This is a genomic window from Trichodesmium erythraeum IMS101, from assembly GCF_000014265.1.
In the GTDB taxonomy this organism is placed as follows: domain Bacteria; phylum Cyanobacteriota; class Cyanobacteriia; order Cyanobacteriales; family Microcoleaceae; genus Trichodesmium; species Trichodesmium erythraeum.
Genome location: NC_008312.1, coordinates 924,080 through 942,476 on the forward strand (window position 1 = coordinate 924,080; position 18,397 = coordinate 942,476).

Here is an 18,397-nt window from a genome sequence, read left to right on the forward strand (position 1 = left end):
AAGGGCCTTATCTGCACTTAGGGCTTTGACCTTATTACAAACTTTAATTATATAGTTATTTTAAATAAGAATGAGACACTATTTGGCACAATAATTACGAATAATTTCATCAATAGATGTATTGATAGGTGAATACATTCTAGCTTTTTTTAATGCATTAAAATCATGTTCTTAGTCATTTAAATCAGGAGAGTTTTTTGACAAAAATAGTAATTGATGACCCCCTGCTTCTACTAATTCTCTAATAACCTTTTTTCGTTAGAATTGGTTAATTCTCCATAATTAGTAAACTGAGAATTTTTAATAATGGCAAGAAATGTTTATCTAACCATTGTTCAAATACCACGGTATTTAGGGTTCCTTTAAATATAATTGGTGCTATTGAATTTTTTTCCTTTTTTATTCTCCCAGCTACTAAATTTTCTCTTTTACCTCGTTTTCCCTCTTACTCAGCATCAACTTTTTTCCCTTTTTTTGACCAGGCATAAATATAGTATTGATTATCTTCAAATCTTGATTCATCAATAAATATAAGGCTTTTGCCTCAAAATTTTTTGATGAAATCTCGTAGTTTATGAATAATATTTTATCCTTTATTCTCTATTTATTTCCCTATAACGAAGTTGTTTTTTTTAAGGAAAATTCATTTTTTTCAAAGCATAAAATATAGCTGTAGGATTAACTCCAATTTTTTTATCTCTGTCTACCAATTTAAACTCTGGATTTAGTTTGATATCTTTTTCTAATTCTTTCTAATCTAATTTTATTCGACGAAATTTTACCTTATTTGCTTCCAATTTTGGGCGAGATCACTATCTATATATCGAAGTTATTCCTATCCCAAATACATGAGCTGCTTCGGTAATAGTACCACCATTTTCTACAAAATTTATGACTTTTTGTCTGAAGTCTAAATTGTAAGGCATGGTTAAAAATAGTTTCTACTTTACTTAAAATTATTATACTCAATTTTTGTCTCAATTTTAATTAAAACAACTATAACTATTTAACCGGACACGATATGACCGGAAATTACCCTTTTAAAGCAATGGTTTATAAATATCTTTTTTAGCATAAAACTTGACAAAAAAGAGAATTTATAAATTTGCTATTAAATGGATATTTTGAAAGAGTAAATGTGTTTAAAAATATATTTTTTTTCTACCAGATGTAGTTTTGAGATAATTCTCCCCCCCCCCATCCCCTTCCAGGTCAGGTAGAAAAAGTTTTAGACATTCCTGATCAAGGATAGCCTTTTAGAAGGAATTTAGGGGCTAACTACTGAAGCCGAATAAGAGCGACAAAGTGGGAGAAATATTAAGAAATTTTGTCCTTGACATTATGACAATTCTAAGCTGTAAAATTATATCTAAAAATCTTAGAGAAAGGTAAAATTATGGGTTCTTGGCAAGATAGGTTAAATAAATTTACAGGTAAAACTCGATTTGTTGTCTCTCGTTTATTCATTCACTTAGCAGGTTCAGAGGTAACACCCTTATTAGGTGTTTTAAACAAAGCTGCTAGGGAAGCCGTTGGATCAGAAGGTGACTTACAACAAGTAGGAGAAGAACTTGTGGAAGTCTGTAAAACTCTACTACAATACGACACCTACTGGCAGTCCGCCGCTAATGAAGGTGATGTTGTTTGGGACGAGGCAGAAGCAGGAGACTTTTTTGATGAACTGTTTACAGACTCTGCCCAACGCTATCTAAGTTCTGGGGAAAATGAAGACTACGGAGAAAATAATGAACCTTTAACCTTACCTCCCACCGGTAATTTAGTCGTAATGATAACAGCTGCTTTTGAGGGAGAAGTGCCAGACATTGAAACTGACCTTGCGAGTATAGAAGCTATGACTCAGGCATTAAAAGCTTTAATTAATTTACATTATCAAGAAAAATTACGGGGTATTCAAATACATTTTTCACCAGCACGTTTAGGAGATGAGTTAGATAATGAACAACTATTAGTCAATTTTTCTGAATTAATTCCCTTGTAATATCAAGCCAGTTGAATACTTATTAGAGTTGTTGGAGGAGGTGGGGAGGTCTGATACTAAAAATAGTAGGGACTTTATATACAAAACCCATAGGTCAGACCAAAGTTGGAAAACTAAAGTTAGAGTAAATATTCAAAAAAAAAAGGAATAAACTATAGAGATAACTGTCTTAAATTAACAGAACTTACACACCTAAACAAGAAACCAGGTTTATGACCCTGACCATTATTGTTCAAACCAGGGAGTTTCCTCAACCCGGTTTCTACATAGATCATGACTATATAGCATCAATTTCCGGGATTCAATTTATACTAATTTGATCAAGCAGAATTTTCGGAGTAGAATTGACTTGCCCAACTTCGAGACTGACGCACAGGGCCATCATTTTGATATAAAAGTGGATTACGAATATTTTTTTTATTCTCTAAAATACTCACATCTTGTTCAAAAGTTTCTAAAACATCCTGTTTTAACATCTTATTTAAAATCAAGCTTAAAGGAAAAGGTAGAACTTTTTTCACACTATAAAATATAGCAATATCAAGATACTCATTATTTATTGGTGTTCCTGTAAAAATAGTTAGCAAACCTAGCTTTAACTTTCCTTCTGTCCAGTAAAAACTCACATCATAAGCAGGTCCATAATAAATAGTAGTAACTGAGCCATCTTCCAATACTAATTTTCCCGCTGCTAAAGAAGATAAATTATATTTCTGGGACATTCTATGAGTTAACATTGGTCCGTCAATTTCTACACCATAACTATGAGCGCTTTTAAAAGTACGGCTGTGCAAATTATATAAGTGAGAGACATCTACACTATTGTCCATATAATCTTGAAGAGTAGTGCGTACTTTCCACTGACGGACTAAACGTAGAGGAGTCCATTCCTCAGACATTAGTTCTGGTATTTGCGGTATTTCCCAGTCTGGTAATTTTCCTTGGTGGTGATGATACATCATTATTAGACCATTCAGCTCAAGTACAGGCCAATTTTGTATTTTGACTTGAGGTTTTGCTTTATTCGGATAAGGAGTCGCAGCACATTGTCCATTTGTATCCCAAAACCAACCGTGGTAGGGACATCTTAGAGTCTGGCCTTCTATTCTACCCCCATGAGCAAGATGAGCCCCTAAGTGAGGACAATGGGCATCAAAAATATGGGGTTTGCCATCTTCTGTACGAAACAGTACAAAGTCTTTTCCAAAATAATGAAGTGGTATAACTCCTTTGGTAGATAAATCTTCACTTCTAGCAACACGAAACCAGCTATTAGGCAAATTTGAATACATAATTATTTTTTTTTGAATATAGACAAAAATCAGCTATTAGTTTATTTGGATAGCGATCGCTTACCAAAGCTAAAAATTAAAAAATATTTTATGCAAACTATCAAAGTAGAAAGAGTCACAGGAGTTAACGACATTCTCCCAAGTACCTACCAGATAGATCAACAAATCAAAAGTATACTGAGTAGCAATTTTGAGTCCTATGGATATCGACCCATAGATGTACCACTCATAGAATATACCGAACTCTATCTAAAAAAATCTGGTGAGGATATTATTTCTCGTCTCTACGACTTCATTTACCGCAACCGTCGCCTCTGTCTAAGACCAGAATTTACAGCTTCAGTGGTCCGTGCTTATTTAGACAATTTACAAGAACTACCCCTGCCAGTGCGACTTTATTATATGGGGCCAGTATTTCGTTATGAACAGCCCCAGAAAGAAAAATATGGACAGTTTACTCAAATGGGAATAGAGTTAATAGGTGCCACAGGAGCGATCGCTGATGGGGAAATTATTTCTATGGCCTGTCAAGGTTTAGATCGTCTAGGTTTAACTGAATATCAAACATTTATCGGCCACGTTGGAGTCCTCAATAATTTTCTTGACCATCTTCAGCTAGACACTCGTCTTCGTAGTTTTCTACTTACTCAGATGGAAACTCTAAGAATAGAAGGTAAAGAGATAGTAGAAAGTCGACTTTCTGAAATCTATCCTGCTTTTAAAAAAAATAATTTTTTGGCAGAACAACTAGATACAAATACGACAACAAAAAAAATCACAGATATCCTACAAAATTTAGAAGAAAATGAGGCAAGAACAGCAATTTTTAAGTTGCTGGAAAGTATGAATATAGAACTTACAAGTACTCGTACACCAGAAGAAATAGTTGACCGTTTGTTAATTAAAATTAAACATCAAGATCAAACTAAAGAGCTAAATCAAGCATTAGAGTTTATGACAGAATTGAGTCAACTCAAAGGAGAGCCTCAAGCCATATTCAAAGAAATAAAAAAACTACTTTCGGCTTATGGTATTGATGATTATGGTTTAGCAGAATTACAAGATATTTTGAAAAGTTTAGAAGCTTTTAATATTGACAAAAATCGTATTAGTCTTGACCTGGGAATTAGTCGGGGTCTTCAATATTATACAGGTATGGTTTTTGAGATTTATGACAGCAAGTTAGGAGTAGAAAGAAAATTATGTGGTGGAGGTAGATATGATGATTTGGTTGTCAGTTTAGGAGGTAAACAGGAAACTCCTGCCACTGGTTTTTCCTATCTCATGGAAGAACTCAGAAAAGAATTAACAGAAAAAGCTCATTTGAGTTTCAATAATTATCAATTTGTTGAAGCTCTAGTAGTTGGTTTGACTAGAGAAGATTATAGTGATTCTGTGAGAGTTGCTGAAAAATTAAGAAGCCTAGGCTTGCGAATAGAAACTGATGTTATTGGAAGAGATATTCAGAGTAATATTGAGTATGGAAATCAGCAGAAAATTTCATTTTTAATTATTGTAAACTCTACCGAAAAAAAAGGTGGTAAGGTGCTTTTGCAAAATCTAGATTCAGGAGAACAAAAAAAATTAGAGTTGCATGAAGTAGTACATCAAGTTAGAAATATTAAAGATAATACCAATTGTTAAAATTAATGCTATACTTAGGTAATACTTCAATTATTAAGTAATCAACATCTGCTCAATAACTCTTTTGAGAATAATGAGCTAGTAGTACGTTAATTATTATTAGATGAAAATTATACGTAAAATCCTAACTATTATCAATAAAATGTAGATTGTTTTTGATAGATTGTATCAGCATTCAGCTATCAGCTTGATAACAATTTTTGGGTTAATAAACTAGATTCAAAAAAAAAATATAATGATGCAAAACTATTTCATTTGATTCAAATTTATATTGGTTCATATAGTGAGTTTAAATCTTATCTGTTACTCGCTTACTACCTTCATTAATTAGATATTCAAAACACGAATTTCTGGTTAAAAAAGTAGTAGAAATTAAACTAATAATTGCTGGATTCATGAAAAAGCCGATAGCTGAATTATTAGTAAATATCCTTAAGCAAAACCACCAAAAAATTAGATTTCAATTTACCCCCTTTCAAGGGATGAGAAAAATATTAAATTCAGTATTTGAATACTTATAATTTAGCAGGTAATACTAATAACTAATAACTGAAATGACAAAAGATCAAACTTTAAGAATAGCCTTACCAAGTAAAGGTGCTTTGGCAAAGGGAACAATGAACTTATTGTCAGCCTGTGGTTTGGGTGTATCTAGACCCAATGAAAGACAATATTTTGGTTCAATTCCTGCTTTACCACAAGTAAAAGTTTTATTTCAAAGAGCAGCAGATATTTTTACAAAGGTAGAAGAAGGAAGTGTAGATTTAGGAATTACAGGTTATGATGTGGTTTGTGAAGAAGGTCAATCACATGATGATGTAATAGTAATTTGGGATAAGTTGGGTTATGGTAAATGTAAATTAGTCTTAGCTGTTCCTGAAAGTTGGGTTGATGTTTCTTCTATAGAAGATTTAGCAGAGTTAACTCTCTTATTTAGAGATAAAGGAAAAAATTTGAGAATTGCGACTAAATATCATCATCTAACTCAAAAATGGCTCTATGAAAAGTTAATTGTACATTTTTCTTTAGTGGCAGTTCAAGGTGCAATGGAAGCCGCACCAAGTATGGGATATGCTGATATGATTGCTGATATAACTAGCACTGGTACAACTCTCAGAGAAAATCGTTTAAAACAAATTGAAGGAGGTACACTTATAGAATCTCAAGCTTGTTTAATTGGTAATAAACGCTTGTTACAAGAAAATAAAATTAAATTAGAAACAACTCAAGTATTTTTAGAGTTGCTCGAGGCACAAATGGAGTCGAAAAAGTATGTTTCAATAACAGCAAATGTAGATGGAAAATCACTAGATGAAATAGGCGATCGCCTCATGTATAAAAGTCAATTAACTGGTATTGCTGGTCTACAAGGACCAACTATTGCTAAAGTATATTCTAGGGAAAAAAATAGCTTGTATGCTGTGACAATTGTAGTTAAACAAAGTATGTTATTGCCAGCAATTAACCATCTGAGAAATGTAGGTGGTACAGATATGACAGTTTCTTCTCCTAGTTATGTTTTTGGTTCCCAGTCTCAAATTTATGAGTCATTTTTGTCAAAGCTAAAATAATCTTTTATCCCTGGATAAATGAGCTCTTTTTAAGGAAAAATATTTACTTGATCTAGCCTATCTTTCATACCATTTATAAAAAAATTCTACATTTTATTTAGCTGAGGATATGGCAGATGAGGTAGTAGCGTTGCATATAATTTTCACACAAACAAAATAAGAATAATTAATACCCACTCTGACTAATAATAATCATAAAGGTTATTTACCCCATGTTAATTCTTAATAATTAAAGCCTTGTTTAAGTATAGTATTATTTTTTTCATCCTTTGGTATAATATAATTTTTGAATTAATAAGTTTAAACTTTTAAATAAACTAAAATGCCACATACAATTGTTACTAATATTTGCGAAGGTGTTGCTGACTGTGCTAATGCCTGTCCAGTTGCTTGTATCCATTCAGGGCCAGGTAAAAATAATAAGGGAACTGATTGGTATTGGGTTGATTTTGATTCCTGTATTGACTGCGGAATTTGTTTGGAAGTTTGTCCTGTAGAAAAAGCAGTACTTGCTGAGGAAAGACCTGAATTACAGCAGACTCCAGAGTAGCTCTTAGATGGGAAGAATTTAATTAAAAAATAGGGATAAACTTAGTGCTAGTTTGCGATCGCTATTTGATATTATAACAACCATTATCCTATAATAAATTATATGTAAAATTTGACATTTATACATAATTGAAATTTGTAGAAATTTAATCTCCAAATCTCTACCTAGTAAATAGATTAGTTTAATTATCTGAGCTATATTTCCTGAAAGCAAAAAATAATAATTAGGGCAATAGACCCAATTTCTTTTTTTGTACTTAATATCATTTATCTTTGAATACCCACTTTGGAAAACTCTAGGGAATGGGGAATAGAAAGTAAAACGAATAATTTTTGCTTTCTAACCCACCCTAAAAAAATCTATAAACAAATTCTTAACTGAACCGTATTGACTTTAAATTCGACTTAACAATTTACTGGCATAGAGTTCTTTTGGCATATCCTCAACTCTAGCTCCTTGCTGGTGCAGCTCTAGCTTCATATCCTTGGACAAACCGATAGCAAGAGCAAATTTTGTCTCAGTCACATTCACTTTAGTTATCTTTATATCTCTGAGGTCAGCACCACTTAAATTGGCACCACTCAAATTAGTACCAATTAAAGTTGCTTTATGTAAATTAGTACGACTCATGTCAGCATAACTGAGATGAGCATAACTTAAAATTGCCCCACTCAAATCTGCAGCACTTAAGTCAGCCCCACTTAAATCTGCACCAGTTAAATTTGCACGAGTTAGGTTAGCACCACTCAAATTTGCACCACTCAAATTTGCACCATATAAATTAGCACCTATCAAAGTAGAATTATACAGATTAATACCAATCAAATTCGCTCTAAATAGATTAGCTCGGAACAAGTTAGCACGAAACAAATTTACACCAGCTAAACTAACATTATTAAGGTTAGCTCGAAATAAATCAGTATCTCGAAAATTTCGTTCTCCGGCAGCATAACGTTCTAACAACCGTTCAACTTCCATAATTTTTTTCTCTTAATATTTTATTCAAGTTTTTACCTTAATATTTGAAATAGACTTCTCTTATTTCAAACTTTAAAAACAAAAGACTTATATTAACCATTGTGGAACGTTGTGAAAAGTTAACCTAACTTTTATAATATTTTTTTATAAAAATTAAGATATCTTAAATAAATTGATAAATATCAATATAACAAAACACTATAATTGAACCATATTTTCATGGTCTAAAAGTATTTTTAGAAAATAACTATAAATTCTATAATTGGTCAGTTTATTAATTAAATATAACTAAATTTTTATTGAAAACAAGATAAGTATTAAGGCAAATTTTGCCAACAATTATAAGTAAAAAATTATCTTATTTTGATAATAAATGGGAATAGTATTATAAGCAAGTGAATCATAATCATATATCTCAATACTATCCATTATAAATCTTATTATTAAGCTTATTAAAGCCTTATTATCATTTTCCTAAGTATGTATTTTTGGAGATATATATTGTGTATTAAAAGACAGAAAAAAATTGCTATTTGCGAAATATGCCTTAGGAAAAAACATTATATTGCAGCAATTATAGTTATGTGGAACAATCATAATGTAGGCACTACAAAAGTGATTAAAAATAGAACTTTAATAACAGTAGAGCAAACTGTTAAATAAAAAACTTGTGGAGGTGGTATAGTAGAAGTACAACTCAACTTGTTTAATTCCTTATCTAGTTAATAATCTCTTAAACAAGAATCTCCCATGATAATTAATCTTATTTAATGTTTAATGGTGAGAGTATTAAAATTCAAAATTTTCTATTATTGAGAAATAATTCGTGACTATTACACCTCTAAATCCAACTTCCACTCAACAACCAGATTCTCTAGGCAGATTTGGCAAGTTTGGCGGTAAATATGTCCCAGAAACATTAATGCCTGCCCTATTGCAGCTAGAGACAGCCTGTAAAAAATACAGTCAAGACCCTACTTTTAAACAAGAACTTCAACAACTATTACGAGACTATGTAGGTCGCCCTAGCCCTCTTTACTTCGCCGAACGTTTGACAGCTCATTACACCAAACCTGATGGTACAGGGCCACAAATTTACCTGAAAAGGGAAGACCTTAACCATACAGGAGCCCACAAAATCAACAATGCTCTAGGCCAAGCCTTATTAGCCCAGAGAATGGGCAAACAACGCATTATTGCTGAAACAGGTGCAGGTCAACATGGTGTGGCCACCGCTACAGTTTGCGCTCGGTTTGGCTTGAAGTGTGTCATTTACATGGGCATTCACGACATGGAACGTCAAGCTCTAAATGTATTCAGAATGCGACTGATGGGGGCGGAGGTGCGACCAGTAGAAGCTGGCACCGGTACCCTCAAAGATGCAACTTCGGAAGCTATTCGCGACTGGGTGACTAATGTGGAGACAACCCATTATATTCTAGGCTCCGTTGCTGGGCCCCATCCTTACCCAATGATGGTGCGTGATTTTCATGCTGTCATTGGGGTCGAAACCCGCGCTCAATGTTTGGAAAAATGGAATGGTTTGCCTGACATTTTGATGGCTTGTGTTGGCGGGGGGTCTAATGCCATGGGATTATTCCATGAGTTTATTAATGATCCGTCGGTGCGGATGATCGGTGTGGAAGCTGCTGGTAAGGGAGTTGATACGAATAAGCATGCTGCGACTCTGACTCTTGGTCGAGTAGGTGTGTTGCATGGGGCAATGAGTTATTTGTTGCAGGATGAGGAAGGTCAGATAATAGAACCCCACTCTATTAGCGCTGGTTTAGATTATCCTGGAGTAGGACCTGAGCATAGCTTTTTAAAGGATAGTGGTAGAGTCGAATATTATAGTGTGACCGATAATGAGGCGGTGGCAGCTTTTCAACGTTTGTCTCAGTTAGAGGGTATTATTCCAGCTTTAGAGACTGCTCATGCGATCGCTTATCTAGAAACTCTTTGCCCACAGTTAAGTGGTAGTCCCCGCATTGTCTTTAATTGCTCCGGCCGTGGGGATAAAGACGTGCAGACAGTAGGGAAGTTTTTGGAGGGGTAATTAATTCTTAGAGGTTTGGACACCAAACCTCTACCCATAACAGAAATTTCAGATTAAAGGCACTTATGCATTTACAGCAGATTTCAGGCCAATGATGTACAAAGTAAATAGTAAAAATTATCTACTGCCCGCATCTTGTCCCCGTAGCTGTATCTTATAACAACGGAAAGCGCCGTATGAGTAAAACATAATCAAGACTTACCCAAGCATGCTATGTATAGAGTACTGTCATATTTAATTTTCAATACTATAATTAGTTATTTTTCGGATAGATATTACTTTGAAGATATATAATTGCATTTAGCCATATTCCCATCAACTAATTAGTGAGCTACTCCATCAGAAAATTTTATGATATTAACTCAAAAGCCTTTACTAAAGACTATAATCTTTGCATTTGTTTATCTTAGCTTAATTCCTTTTGCCAAAGCTTTGCCTGTAGCTAAAACTCCCGAAGAAATTGGACTTTCTTCATCTAAACTAGAAGCAATTACAGAAGAACTGGAGCTACTTGTAAATACCAGGCAAATTGCTGGAGGAGTACTCACAGTAATCAGAAATGGTAAAGTAGGTTATCGTAAAACAGTAGGCTTCAGAAACTTAGAAACCGAAGAGTTAATACAAGTGAATGATATCTTTCGGATTGCTTCTATGACCAAGATTATAACTGGTTTTGCAGCTTATCTTTTAAAACAAGATAACTTGATTGATTTTAATGATCCGGTCTCTAAATACATTGAGAGTTATGGGAGTCTGAAAGTGTTGATTCCTGGAAAATCTGGAGAAGCAAGTGATTTCACTACAGTTACTGCTAAAAACCAAATTACTATTCAGCATTTACTAAACCACACTTCTGGATTAAAAGCAGGAATTTCCAATAGCATCTCTGGTAACTCTGCAACAATTGGTGAAGCAATGGAGAAACTTGTAAATATTCCCTTGCAATTTGAACCAGGAAGTGCTTTTCTCTACAGTAACTTAAACTCGGATTTATTAGGCTATTTAATAGAAGTAGTATCAGAGCAGACACTAGCTGAGTTTTTTGAAGCTAGAATTTTTCAACCACTAGAGATGAAGGATACTTCTTTTTTTGTCCGTGAAGAAAAATTAGACCGTCTCACCACTGTATATACTCCTAAGAATAATAATTTGAAACCTCTTGTTAACAATGCTGACGTTTTTAAACAGACCTATTTCTCTGGAGGAGGAGGTTTATATTCTACTATTAACGACTATTCTCGTTTTCTCCAAATGCTTCTCTCACAAGGCCAGTTAATTAGCAAAGATGGTCAAACAGTAATTCAGGTGGCTGACGCAAAAACAGTAGAAGAATTTCTTTCAATTAAACCCGAAGATTTAGAAATTAACCCATTTTTTCAACAATTATTAGGTGGGGCTAGCTATCGTTTCACTAATGGTATGGCCGTTAAGTCAGCACCTAGTGAAACAGTAGCTTCAATAGGTGCCTTCAAATGGTTCGGTGCCTACAGTACTTATTATTTTGTTGATCCAAAAAAAGAGTTGATTGGTATATTAATGACACAAATTCCATTTGCTCCATTTCTATTGCAAACTAACTTGATAAATAAATTTGAATCTCTTATTTACAATTCGCTTTGTAATAATTGTCAAGATGTAGAACCTTAGGCGTATTAGTCAAGTAGGGCGAAAGAAAAAGAAGCATGAAAGTGGCTACTATCGATACCCCTTATCTATTTACGCAGAATTCCACAAGGAAAACAACTTTTTATTTTTCCATAAACTAATGCTTAGAATTGTCCTAATTTAGTTCAAAATTATTATATTCTGAGTTTTTGTTCTGCCTCATATCATGGGCGTTAGATGATGTTAAAAAGCAGTTGAATCTCTATAGGAAGCAATTAACAATTAATCAATAGAAATCAGTGTTAGAAGTAGAGAAAGCTTTATTAGCAGAAAAAGAAAAATTTGATGAGGTGGTAAAAGCTAATGAAACATATAAAAATAAACTTATAAAATACCTTTTGCTGATAAATTCTCTAGGATCTGAAAAGGCTTTGTTGTATAAAAGTAAAGTTGCGATCGCAGCAAACCCCCCTTGTGGAAGTTAACTAGAACTAAACCCATGTAACTTTTGAGTTTACCTGTTTGAATCATACCTTTCAACATGGCACATTGCATGAATAACTCTACTCCCTAAGCATCAAATTTTCCTCGCCGCAAATTACCTCCAAATGTTACTTTTAGCCTAAACATAGTAGTTTCGGATCAGGAGCGTCGATGGTAGCCACTTTTACCCTTCCACTTCTTTTACCCACAGATATGAATACCTCTGAGATGTTCATCTCTAGGATGATGAGCCCCTCTACAATTGCCATAATGCCAGATAAACCCATTTTTTTTCTGGCAGACAGACCTTAAGGATAAAGACGTGCAGACGGTAAGGAAGTTTTTTGGAGGGATAATTTATTGTAGGGGTTTACTCTCTAAACCTCCACTGAAATTTTAGCAAAATTTATAGTGCACTGACAAAATTGAAATTCAGAATCACTATGGTATATCTTTAAATAACAACTATAGGAAATTGGGAGTAATTTAAAATAGAAAAATATTCTTATTATGGCTAACTAATTAGACTTAATATTATTAAAAAATAGTCAAGTCTTGCCATAACAAGAATTATCAGAAAAAAGCTAATCCACTATTTTAGCTGTGTCGGCCTAGTAGCCAAATGAAGTTTTTTATTTAAGTGCTTACGAGAAGCAATACATAAATTAAGCTGACTCCGGTTTAGGCAAAGACGAAGGATGCAATAACAACTCTGCAGTTGATCGCTTTTCCACCATTTCCTTAGTAATAGTGCAACGACTCACATCCTTCCGTGATGGTAGCTCATACATCACATCCAACATCAACTCCTCAACAATACCCCGCAAAGCTCGCGCCCCAGTCTTTCTCCTAAATGCTTCCTTCGCGATCGCCCGTACAGCATCCTCCTCAAACTCCAACTTCACATTATCCATCCGTAACAGCTTTTGATACTGCTTCACCAGAGCATTCTGAGGTTTCGTCAAAATTGCCATCAGAGTCTCCTCATCGAGAGGTTCAACGACAGCCACCATAGGTATTCGCCCAATCAATTCTGGGATCAAACCAAACTTCACCAAATCATTTGGTTCCATTTGCTTCATTAAATCTACAACTTTTTTCTCCTTAACCTGATAACTGTCCCCACTCTGGTGAATAAAGCCCATTGACTTTTTACCAATTCTTTGATCTACTATCTTTTCTAAACCAACAAAAGCACCACCACAGATAAATAAAATATTACTCGTATCGATCTGAATACAATCTTGATAGGGATGTTTCCGACCACCTTGTGGAGGAACATTAGCAACAGTTCCCTCCAACATCTTTAATAAGGCTTGCTGCACACCCTCCCCAGAAACATCTCTTGTTATAGAAGGGTTCTCACTCTTACGAGCTATTTTATCAATCTCATCAATATATATAATTCCCCGTTGTGCTTCATCCACTTCTAAATCTGCTACTTGTAAAAGTCGTAGCAAAATATTCTCCACGTCCTCCCCAACATATCCAGCTTCAGTTAAAGTCGTCGCATCTGCCACGGCAAAAGGCACATCCAATAAATCCGCCAAAGTTTGAGCCAACAACGTTTTTCCACAACCTGTGGGCCCAATCAACAAAATATTAGACTTTTGTAATTCCACCTCATCTTGAGAGGACTTACCACTTTTTTTGGCCTCTAGAAAACTCAGACGTTTATAGTGGTTATAAACTGCCACTGATAAAACCTTCTTACCTTCCTCCTGACCAATAACATGAGCATCCAGATAATTCTTTATTTCCCTAGGCTTAGGTATTTGACTAATAGATAATCTCTTAGTACCAGTCCCTCGTTTTTGGGGTGCTGGTGCTGGACGTGGTATTGGTGGTTGTGCTCCTGTAGCATTGGAGTCAAAAAGCTCCTCATCCAAAATCTCATTGCACAACTCTACACATTCATCACATATATAAACTCCAGGTCCAGCTATCAATTTCCTAACCTGCTCTTGAGACTTGCCACAGAATGAACATTTTAGATGGGAGTCGTATTTAGACATAACTGCCTCTTATTGCATTGCAGGGACAGACTCTCCTGGTACAGGAAGATTCTGTCTAGTAATCACTTGATCAATCAGGCCATAGTTTTTAGCCTCTTCTGCGGACATAAAAAAGTCACGCTCTGTATCAACCTCTATTTTTTCTAGAGGTTGACCTGTATGTTCTGCTAATAATTCATTTAGCTTACGCTTATGATAAAGGATTTCCTTAGCTTGAATCTCAATATCTACAGCTTGACCCTGAGCACCACCTAGAGGCTGGTGAATCATAATTCTAGAACTAGGAAGAGACATTCTCTTACCTTTTGCTCCACCAGATAGAAGAAAAGCCCCCATACTTGCTGCTAAACCATAGCAAATTGTAACTACATCAGGTCGTACCTGTTGCATCGTATCGTATATAGCCATTCCTGCAGTCACTGAGCCTCCAGGAGAGTTTATATATAGTTGGATATCTTTTTCTGGGTCTTCAGCATCCAAGAATAACATTTGGGCTGTGATGGTATTTGCCAAATTCTCATCTACTTGAGTTCCCAGAAAAATTATTCTTTCCCGAAGTAGTCGTGAGTATAAGTCAAAAGCCCTCTCTCCCATGCCTGACTGTTCCACAACCATTGGCACAATATTACTAGGGCCGGAATAAACTTGTGACTTGCTATAACTACTATTAACTAAATTATCAGAATATTGAGATAGAACCATCATAAACTGGTTTATTTATCAATTTTAATTTTTGGCTCAGTATATTTCGAGCTAAATATCATTATGCCGTATTTTTACTAATTTTAGTAATCCAACACTTATCTTGCTCAAAGCTAGTGCTCAAGCCATCAACTTTAAATCTTCATGTCATTAACAGTTAAAGCGATAACTGTTGGATACATTGTTTTGCTTAGAGTACTAAACCCCATCGCTAAGATTTTAAGGACCATTTGCTGACTTTAATCCGCACAGTGGTCACTCAGACCTCCATTATTTAATATCGCTTAACCTACGGCCGATACTATTAAGTACCAACAATTGTTAACAATGCACAGAAGGATTAACCGGGCTCAGAGGTTTCCCCTAATGTCTACAAGAGAACTTGTAGAAGCTTTTCAGAACTAGCATTGCCTTGCTTATCGACCCTCACAGAAGTTTCAATTACTTGATTATGGGCTTAGGTACCTGATCAGGAATTCGGTTAAGCAGTGGCCAGGTTTGATACCAAAATCTACTTATCAAATTTTACCATAATCTATATTACTTAATAAGTATAACATAAGTATAACTATATCCCTGATATACAAGCTTATGTGAATAAACATTAGTAAATCAACAATAGTTAACTAACCTTGGCTCCCAAAATAAATTTTGTTTCTTGGCCTTACAGGAGTGTTATCTTGTCTAACAAGCTACTCACTATCCCAAGTATAGTTTACTTTTTGGCTTTTTTCTGTTTGATGCTAAATAATTACCTAAAAATTGTGTTTAAAACCTCTCCCGTAAGATGGCTACTTTTTAGTTGTTTCTTTTTACATACATCTGTTATAATAAGACTTAATTAACTACTGGCGGGGGCCGTTAGGAGTCAAATAGATTAAACGAATCTAGCAGATAATGGTTTGAAAATGGATCAAGTTTCCCTGTCGTGACTCTAATTGCAGTAGCATATCTGAAACATCAACCCCCACAGGGATTTCACTCCCATTATATCTAACCCCGCGGCGGGAATAACCGTGGGTATATCAGTCAATCTTCTGCCTCCTATTCCTGAGAATTTTCTACAGTAGCTACTTCCTCTGCCTTTACTTCTACAATAGTTTCACTAGCTTGAGGTATTTCTGACTCTACCTCTGTTTCTAAGATTTCTGTAGTTTGAGGTGTTTGTGATTCTGTATGCAAAGTTCCTTCAGGGACTAATTCCACAGTGCCATTTGCTTCTAGCCATTTGATAGTTTTTTCTTTCAACAATTCTTGAGTAACTACTTGTCTTAACCTATCTGAATCAAAATCTTTTTCTTTGAGCTGCTTCACTACTTTCTGTGACTCTGCTTTTATTTCTTCTTCGTCCACGGTAATAGACTCTCTTTTTGCCACTGTAGCTATGACCAAATCCCTTTTTAATCGCTCAATTGCTTCAGGTCGTGTACGCTCTTGCATTTCCGGCAATTTCTCACTGCTGAAGAATTCTTTAACATCTATTCCATACTGACTCAAATCCATCGCACTTTGGGCTAACATTTGCTGAACTTCATTTTTAATTAAAGTTTCTGGAATTTCTACTTCTAGATGAGTCACCAGCTCGTCTATAATAGCCTTTTCCTTATTTTGTTTTGTTTTTTCCTCTTTTTCTTTAGTAAATTTTTGCTCCAAAAACTCTCGTAATTTGTCTATTGTTTCAAACTCACTAATCTCTTGAGCTAAATCATCATCTAATTCTGGTAATTCCTTTTCTTTGAGTTCTTTAAGAGTCACAGTAAATACCACTGGCTTACCGGCTAAATTTGCCTCACTATATTCCGAAGGAAACTGTGCAGAAATTTCCTTTGTTTCCTGTAACTTCATCCCCACTATTCCCTCAATAAAGCCAGGAATAAATTGTCCTTCTTTTAAATCCATTTGGAAATCTTGAGCCTTACCCCCCGGCACTTCTTGTGCTTCTTCTCCTTCCGTCTCTGATGGAATTATACCTACAAAATCCACTATGGCCACATCTCCCATCTCAGCAGCTCTTCCTTCTATAGGAATTAATGTTCCCATTCGAGAGCGACGTTCTTCAAGAAATTCATCCACAAGGGCTGAGTCATACTTAGCTTCTTCCGCCTGAACCAAGAATCCCTTATAATCCTCAACCTTGGCCTCTGGCTCTACATCTACCTTGGCCGAGAAAGCCATTTCTTTTCCTGGTTCAAAATCTTTTACTAACTCTTCAAACTCGGTTTTTAGTTCAAATTGGCCTATTGCTTTGATGCTTTCTTGTTCCCTTGCTTTTTCTAAGCAATTATTGATTAAGTCATCTAAGGCCATGGCCTTAATATAATTTTTTCCTAGTCTTTGGATCAAAATGTTTCTAGGTACTTTACCTTTTCTGAAACCAGGAATATTGGCCGAACGGATATATTTCTTAATTATCTGCTCATAAGCATTTTTGGACATTTCTGGTGAAATCTCAATTTCTAGACTTATTTGACTAGCTGGTAGTTTTTCCTGAGTAACTTTCATCGGCTTTTATAATTTTAGTAAGTACTATAGGTTATGATTTTTTTTAAGCTATATGAATATCTATTGCTTAGGTAGTTTAGTATTTCCCTTTATTTATTTGTGCATATTATTATATTATTCCTCCATATTGGTCATTAAAACTTTAATCTTAGGACTTTTTTAACTTTATTTTTGTTGAGCAGAGTCAGTTTAAATGTTGTGTGTAAGTTATGGCAAGTATGATAAATAATATATGTAATATCAATTTCCTTAAATATAACTACACATTATGCTCAAGAATGAAATCATAATAATCTTATTAAGATTAAGTAATGTAGCCTAAGTTTATGAAATTGGTATAAATGTCACTAAAAATAGACATTTTGTAGCAAAATCTCATCAAGATATTTTTTCAATAGTTCAGTCCTGATAACCTTTTGTCCATAGCATTTTAAAGTGTGTATAGTAATCCTATTTTTATGTAGTCCCAAATATTGCAATTTTGACAGGAATAGGGAATAGGAATCTGGACCATGGGCAAGAGTTTCAGAACTCATTTCTAGTTTTAGCAATTTTGAAAACCCAATGATAGGATTGCTATATAAAACTAACTTCCATCTAAAAAGAAGTATTGCCCTCTAAAAAAGTCCGGGAAATTAATGGCAAACAACCTGTTTCATTTCTCAAATATCTGGTAAGCATTCTTGGTTAGATTAGTTGAGAGATATACTATACCCCTAAAAAAAATCATAATAATATATTATTATGATTATAAATTCTGTTGATTTTATATAATAATTATAGGTTGAGGTTGATATATGCTTAAATCCTTAAATAGAAACCCTATTCTTAGGTAGCTCAAAATATTGTATGTTTTGGTAAAGAGGAAATAGTAATCTGGGCAATAGTTTTGGAGTTTATTTCTAGTTGTTTGATTTTGACAACCGTTTGATTAGATTGCTATAATATAATTAACTTATTGATTGATCAGCTAAAAGATTGTAAAAACTGCTTCTGTATC

At 34.5% G+C, this 18,397-nt stretch carries 13 protein-coding genes and 1 pseudogene; 7 read left to right on the plus strand and 7 right to left on the minus strand.

What is annotated here, in order from left to right:
* Positions 1–632: 632 nt before the first annotated feature.
* Positions 633–926 (minus strand): annotated as a pseudogene (locus TERY_RS36050) (IS630 transposase-related protein).
* Between the two features lie 470 nt (positions 927–1,396).
* Here TERY_RS36050 and TERY_RS02705 point away from each other — a divergent pair.
* Positions 1,397–1,999, plus strand: a complete 603-nt coding sequence (locus TERY_RS02705) for a DUF1517 domain-containing protein (RefSeq protein ID WP_011610414.1) — start codon at positions 1,397–1,399, stop codon at positions 1,997–1,999.
* 320 nt (positions 2,000–2,319) lie between these two features.
* Here the strand turns inward: TERY_RS02705 and TERY_RS02710 are convergent, their stop codons facing one another.
* On the minus strand, positions 2,320–3,291 hold the full coding sequence (locus TERY_RS02710) for a Rieske 2Fe-2S domain-containing protein (protein ID WP_011610415.1): 972 nt from the start codon (positions 3,289–3,291) through the stop codon (positions 2,320–2,322).
* A gap of 12 nt (positions 3,292–3,303) precedes the next feature.
* On the opposite strand from TERY_RS02710, the gene TERY_RS02715 reads away from it, so the two are divergent.
* The 3 genes from TERY_RS02715 to TERY_RS02725 all read left to right on the plus strand — a co-directional run bounded on the left by TERY_RS02715 (position 3,304) and on the right by TERY_RS02725 (position 7,056).
* Positions 3,304–4,935 carry a histidine--tRNA ligase gene (locus TERY_RS02715; RefSeq protein WP_370496497.1) on the plus strand — a complete coding sequence of 544 codons (1,632 nt, stop codon included), beginning with the start codon at positions 3,304–3,306 and terminating at the stop codon, positions 4,933–4,935.
* 554 nt (positions 4,936–5,489) lie between these two features.
* Complete coding sequence (hisG, locus tag TERY_RS02720) at positions 5,490–6,506, plus strand: ATP phosphoribosyltransferase (protein WP_011610417.1); 1,017 nt, start codon at positions 5,490–5,492, stop codon at positions 6,504–6,506.
* Between the two features lie 322 nt (positions 6,507–6,828).
* A complete protein-coding gene (locus TERY_RS02725; RefSeq protein WP_011610418.1) occupies positions 6,829–7,056 on the plus strand; it encodes a 4Fe-4S dicluster domain-containing protein in 228 nt (75 codons plus the stop codon).
* A gap of 393 nt (positions 7,057–7,449) precedes the next feature.
* Here the strand turns inward: TERY_RS02725 and TERY_RS02730 are convergent, their stop codons facing one another.
* Positions 7,450–8,034 carry a pentapeptide repeat-containing protein gene (locus tag TERY_RS02730; RefSeq protein ID WP_011610419.1) on the minus strand — a complete coding sequence of 195 codons (585 nt, stop codon included), beginning with the start codon at positions 8,032–8,034 and terminating at the stop codon, positions 7,450–7,452.
* Positions 8,035–8,860: 826 nt separating this feature from the next.
* Between TERY_RS02730 and trpB the strand changes: the two genes are divergently transcribed.
* From trpB to TERY_RS02745, 3 genes are all read left to right on the plus strand, one after another.
* Entirely contained in the window at positions 8,861–10,090 is a 1,230-nt protein-coding gene (trpB, locus tag TERY_RS02735; RefSeq protein WP_011610420.1) for a tryptophan synthase subunit beta, read from the plus strand.
* A 351-nt stretch (positions 10,091–10,441) separates the two neighbouring features.
* Complete coding sequence (locus TERY_RS02740) at positions 10,442–11,737, plus strand: serine hydrolase domain-containing protein (RefSeq protein ID WP_011610421.1); 1,296 nt, start codon at positions 10,442–10,444, stop codon at positions 11,735–11,737.
* 257 nt (positions 11,738–11,994) lie between these two features.
* A complete protein-coding gene (locus tag TERY_RS02745) occupies positions 11,995–12,180 on the plus strand; it encodes a hypothetical protein (protein ID WP_044136326.1) in 186 nt (61 codons plus the stop codon).
* A gap of 132 nt (positions 12,181–12,312) precedes the next feature.
* Here the strand turns inward: TERY_RS02745 and TERY_RS32185 are convergent, their stop codons facing one another.
* From TERY_RS32185 to tig, 4 genes are all read right to left on the minus strand, one after another.
* Entirely contained in the window at positions 12,313–12,465 is a 153-nt protein-coding gene (locus tag TERY_RS32185; RefSeq protein WP_155994267.1) for a hypothetical protein, read from the minus strand.
* A gap of 378 nt (positions 12,466–12,843) precedes the next feature.
* Positions 12,844–14,193: an ATP-dependent protease ATP-binding subunit ClpX gene (gene clpX / locus TERY_RS02750; protein ID WP_011610422.1), complete on the minus strand. Its 1,350-nt coding sequence runs from the start codon at positions 14,191–14,193 to the stop codon at positions 12,844–12,846.
* Positions 14,194–14,202: 9 nt separating this feature from the next.
* Positions 14,203–14,895: an ATP-dependent Clp endopeptidase proteolytic subunit ClpP gene (clpP, locus tag TERY_RS02755; RefSeq protein WP_044137142.1), complete on the minus strand. Its 693-nt coding sequence runs from the start codon at positions 14,893–14,895 to the stop codon at positions 14,203–14,205.
* A gap of 1,044 nt (positions 14,896–15,939) precedes the next feature.
* Positions 15,940–17,397, minus strand: a complete 1,458-nt coding sequence (tig, locus tag TERY_RS02760; RefSeq protein WP_011610424.1) for a trigger factor — start codon at positions 17,395–17,397, stop codon at positions 15,940–15,942.
* Positions 17,398–18,397: the final 1,000 nt, after the last annotated feature.

Coding starts and splice junctions, on each gene's coding strand:
- TERY_RS02705 (WP_011610414.1), top strand. CDS start 1,397: ATGGGTTCTTGGCAAGATAGGTTAAATAAATTTACAGGTAAAACTCGA.
- TERY_RS02710 (WP_011610415.1), bottom strand. CDS start 3,291: ATGTATTCAAATTTGCCTAATAGCTGGTTTCGTGTTGCTAGAAGTGAA.
- hisG (WP_011610417.1), top strand. CDS start 5,490: ATGACAAAAGATCAAACTTTAAGAATAGCCTTACCAAGTAAAGGTGCT.
- TERY_RS02725 (WP_011610418.1), top strand. CDS start 6,829: ATGCCACATACAATTGTTACTAATATTTGCGAAGGTGTTGCTGACTGT.
- TERY_RS02730 (WP_011610419.1), bottom strand. CDS start 8,034: ATGGAAGTTGAACGGTTGTTAGAACGTTATGCTGCCGGAGAACGAAAT.
- TERY_RS02740 (WP_011610421.1), top strand. CDS start 10,442: ATGATATTAACTCAAAAGCCTTTACTAAAGACTATAATCTTTGCATTT.
- TERY_RS32185 (WP_155994267.1), bottom strand. CDS start 12,465: ATGGGTTTATCTGGCATTATGGCAATTGTAGAGGGGCTCATCATCCTA.
- clpX (WP_011610422.1), bottom strand. CDS start 14,193: ATGTCTAAATACGACTCCCATCTAAAATGTTCATTCTGTGGCAAGTCT.
- clpP (WP_044137142.1), bottom strand. CDS start 14,895: ATGGTTCTATCTCAATATTCTGATAATTTAGTTAATAGTAGTTATAGC.
- tig (WP_011610424.1), bottom strand. CDS start 17,397: ATGAAAGTTACTCAGGAAAAACTACCAGCTAGTCAAATAAGTCTAGAA.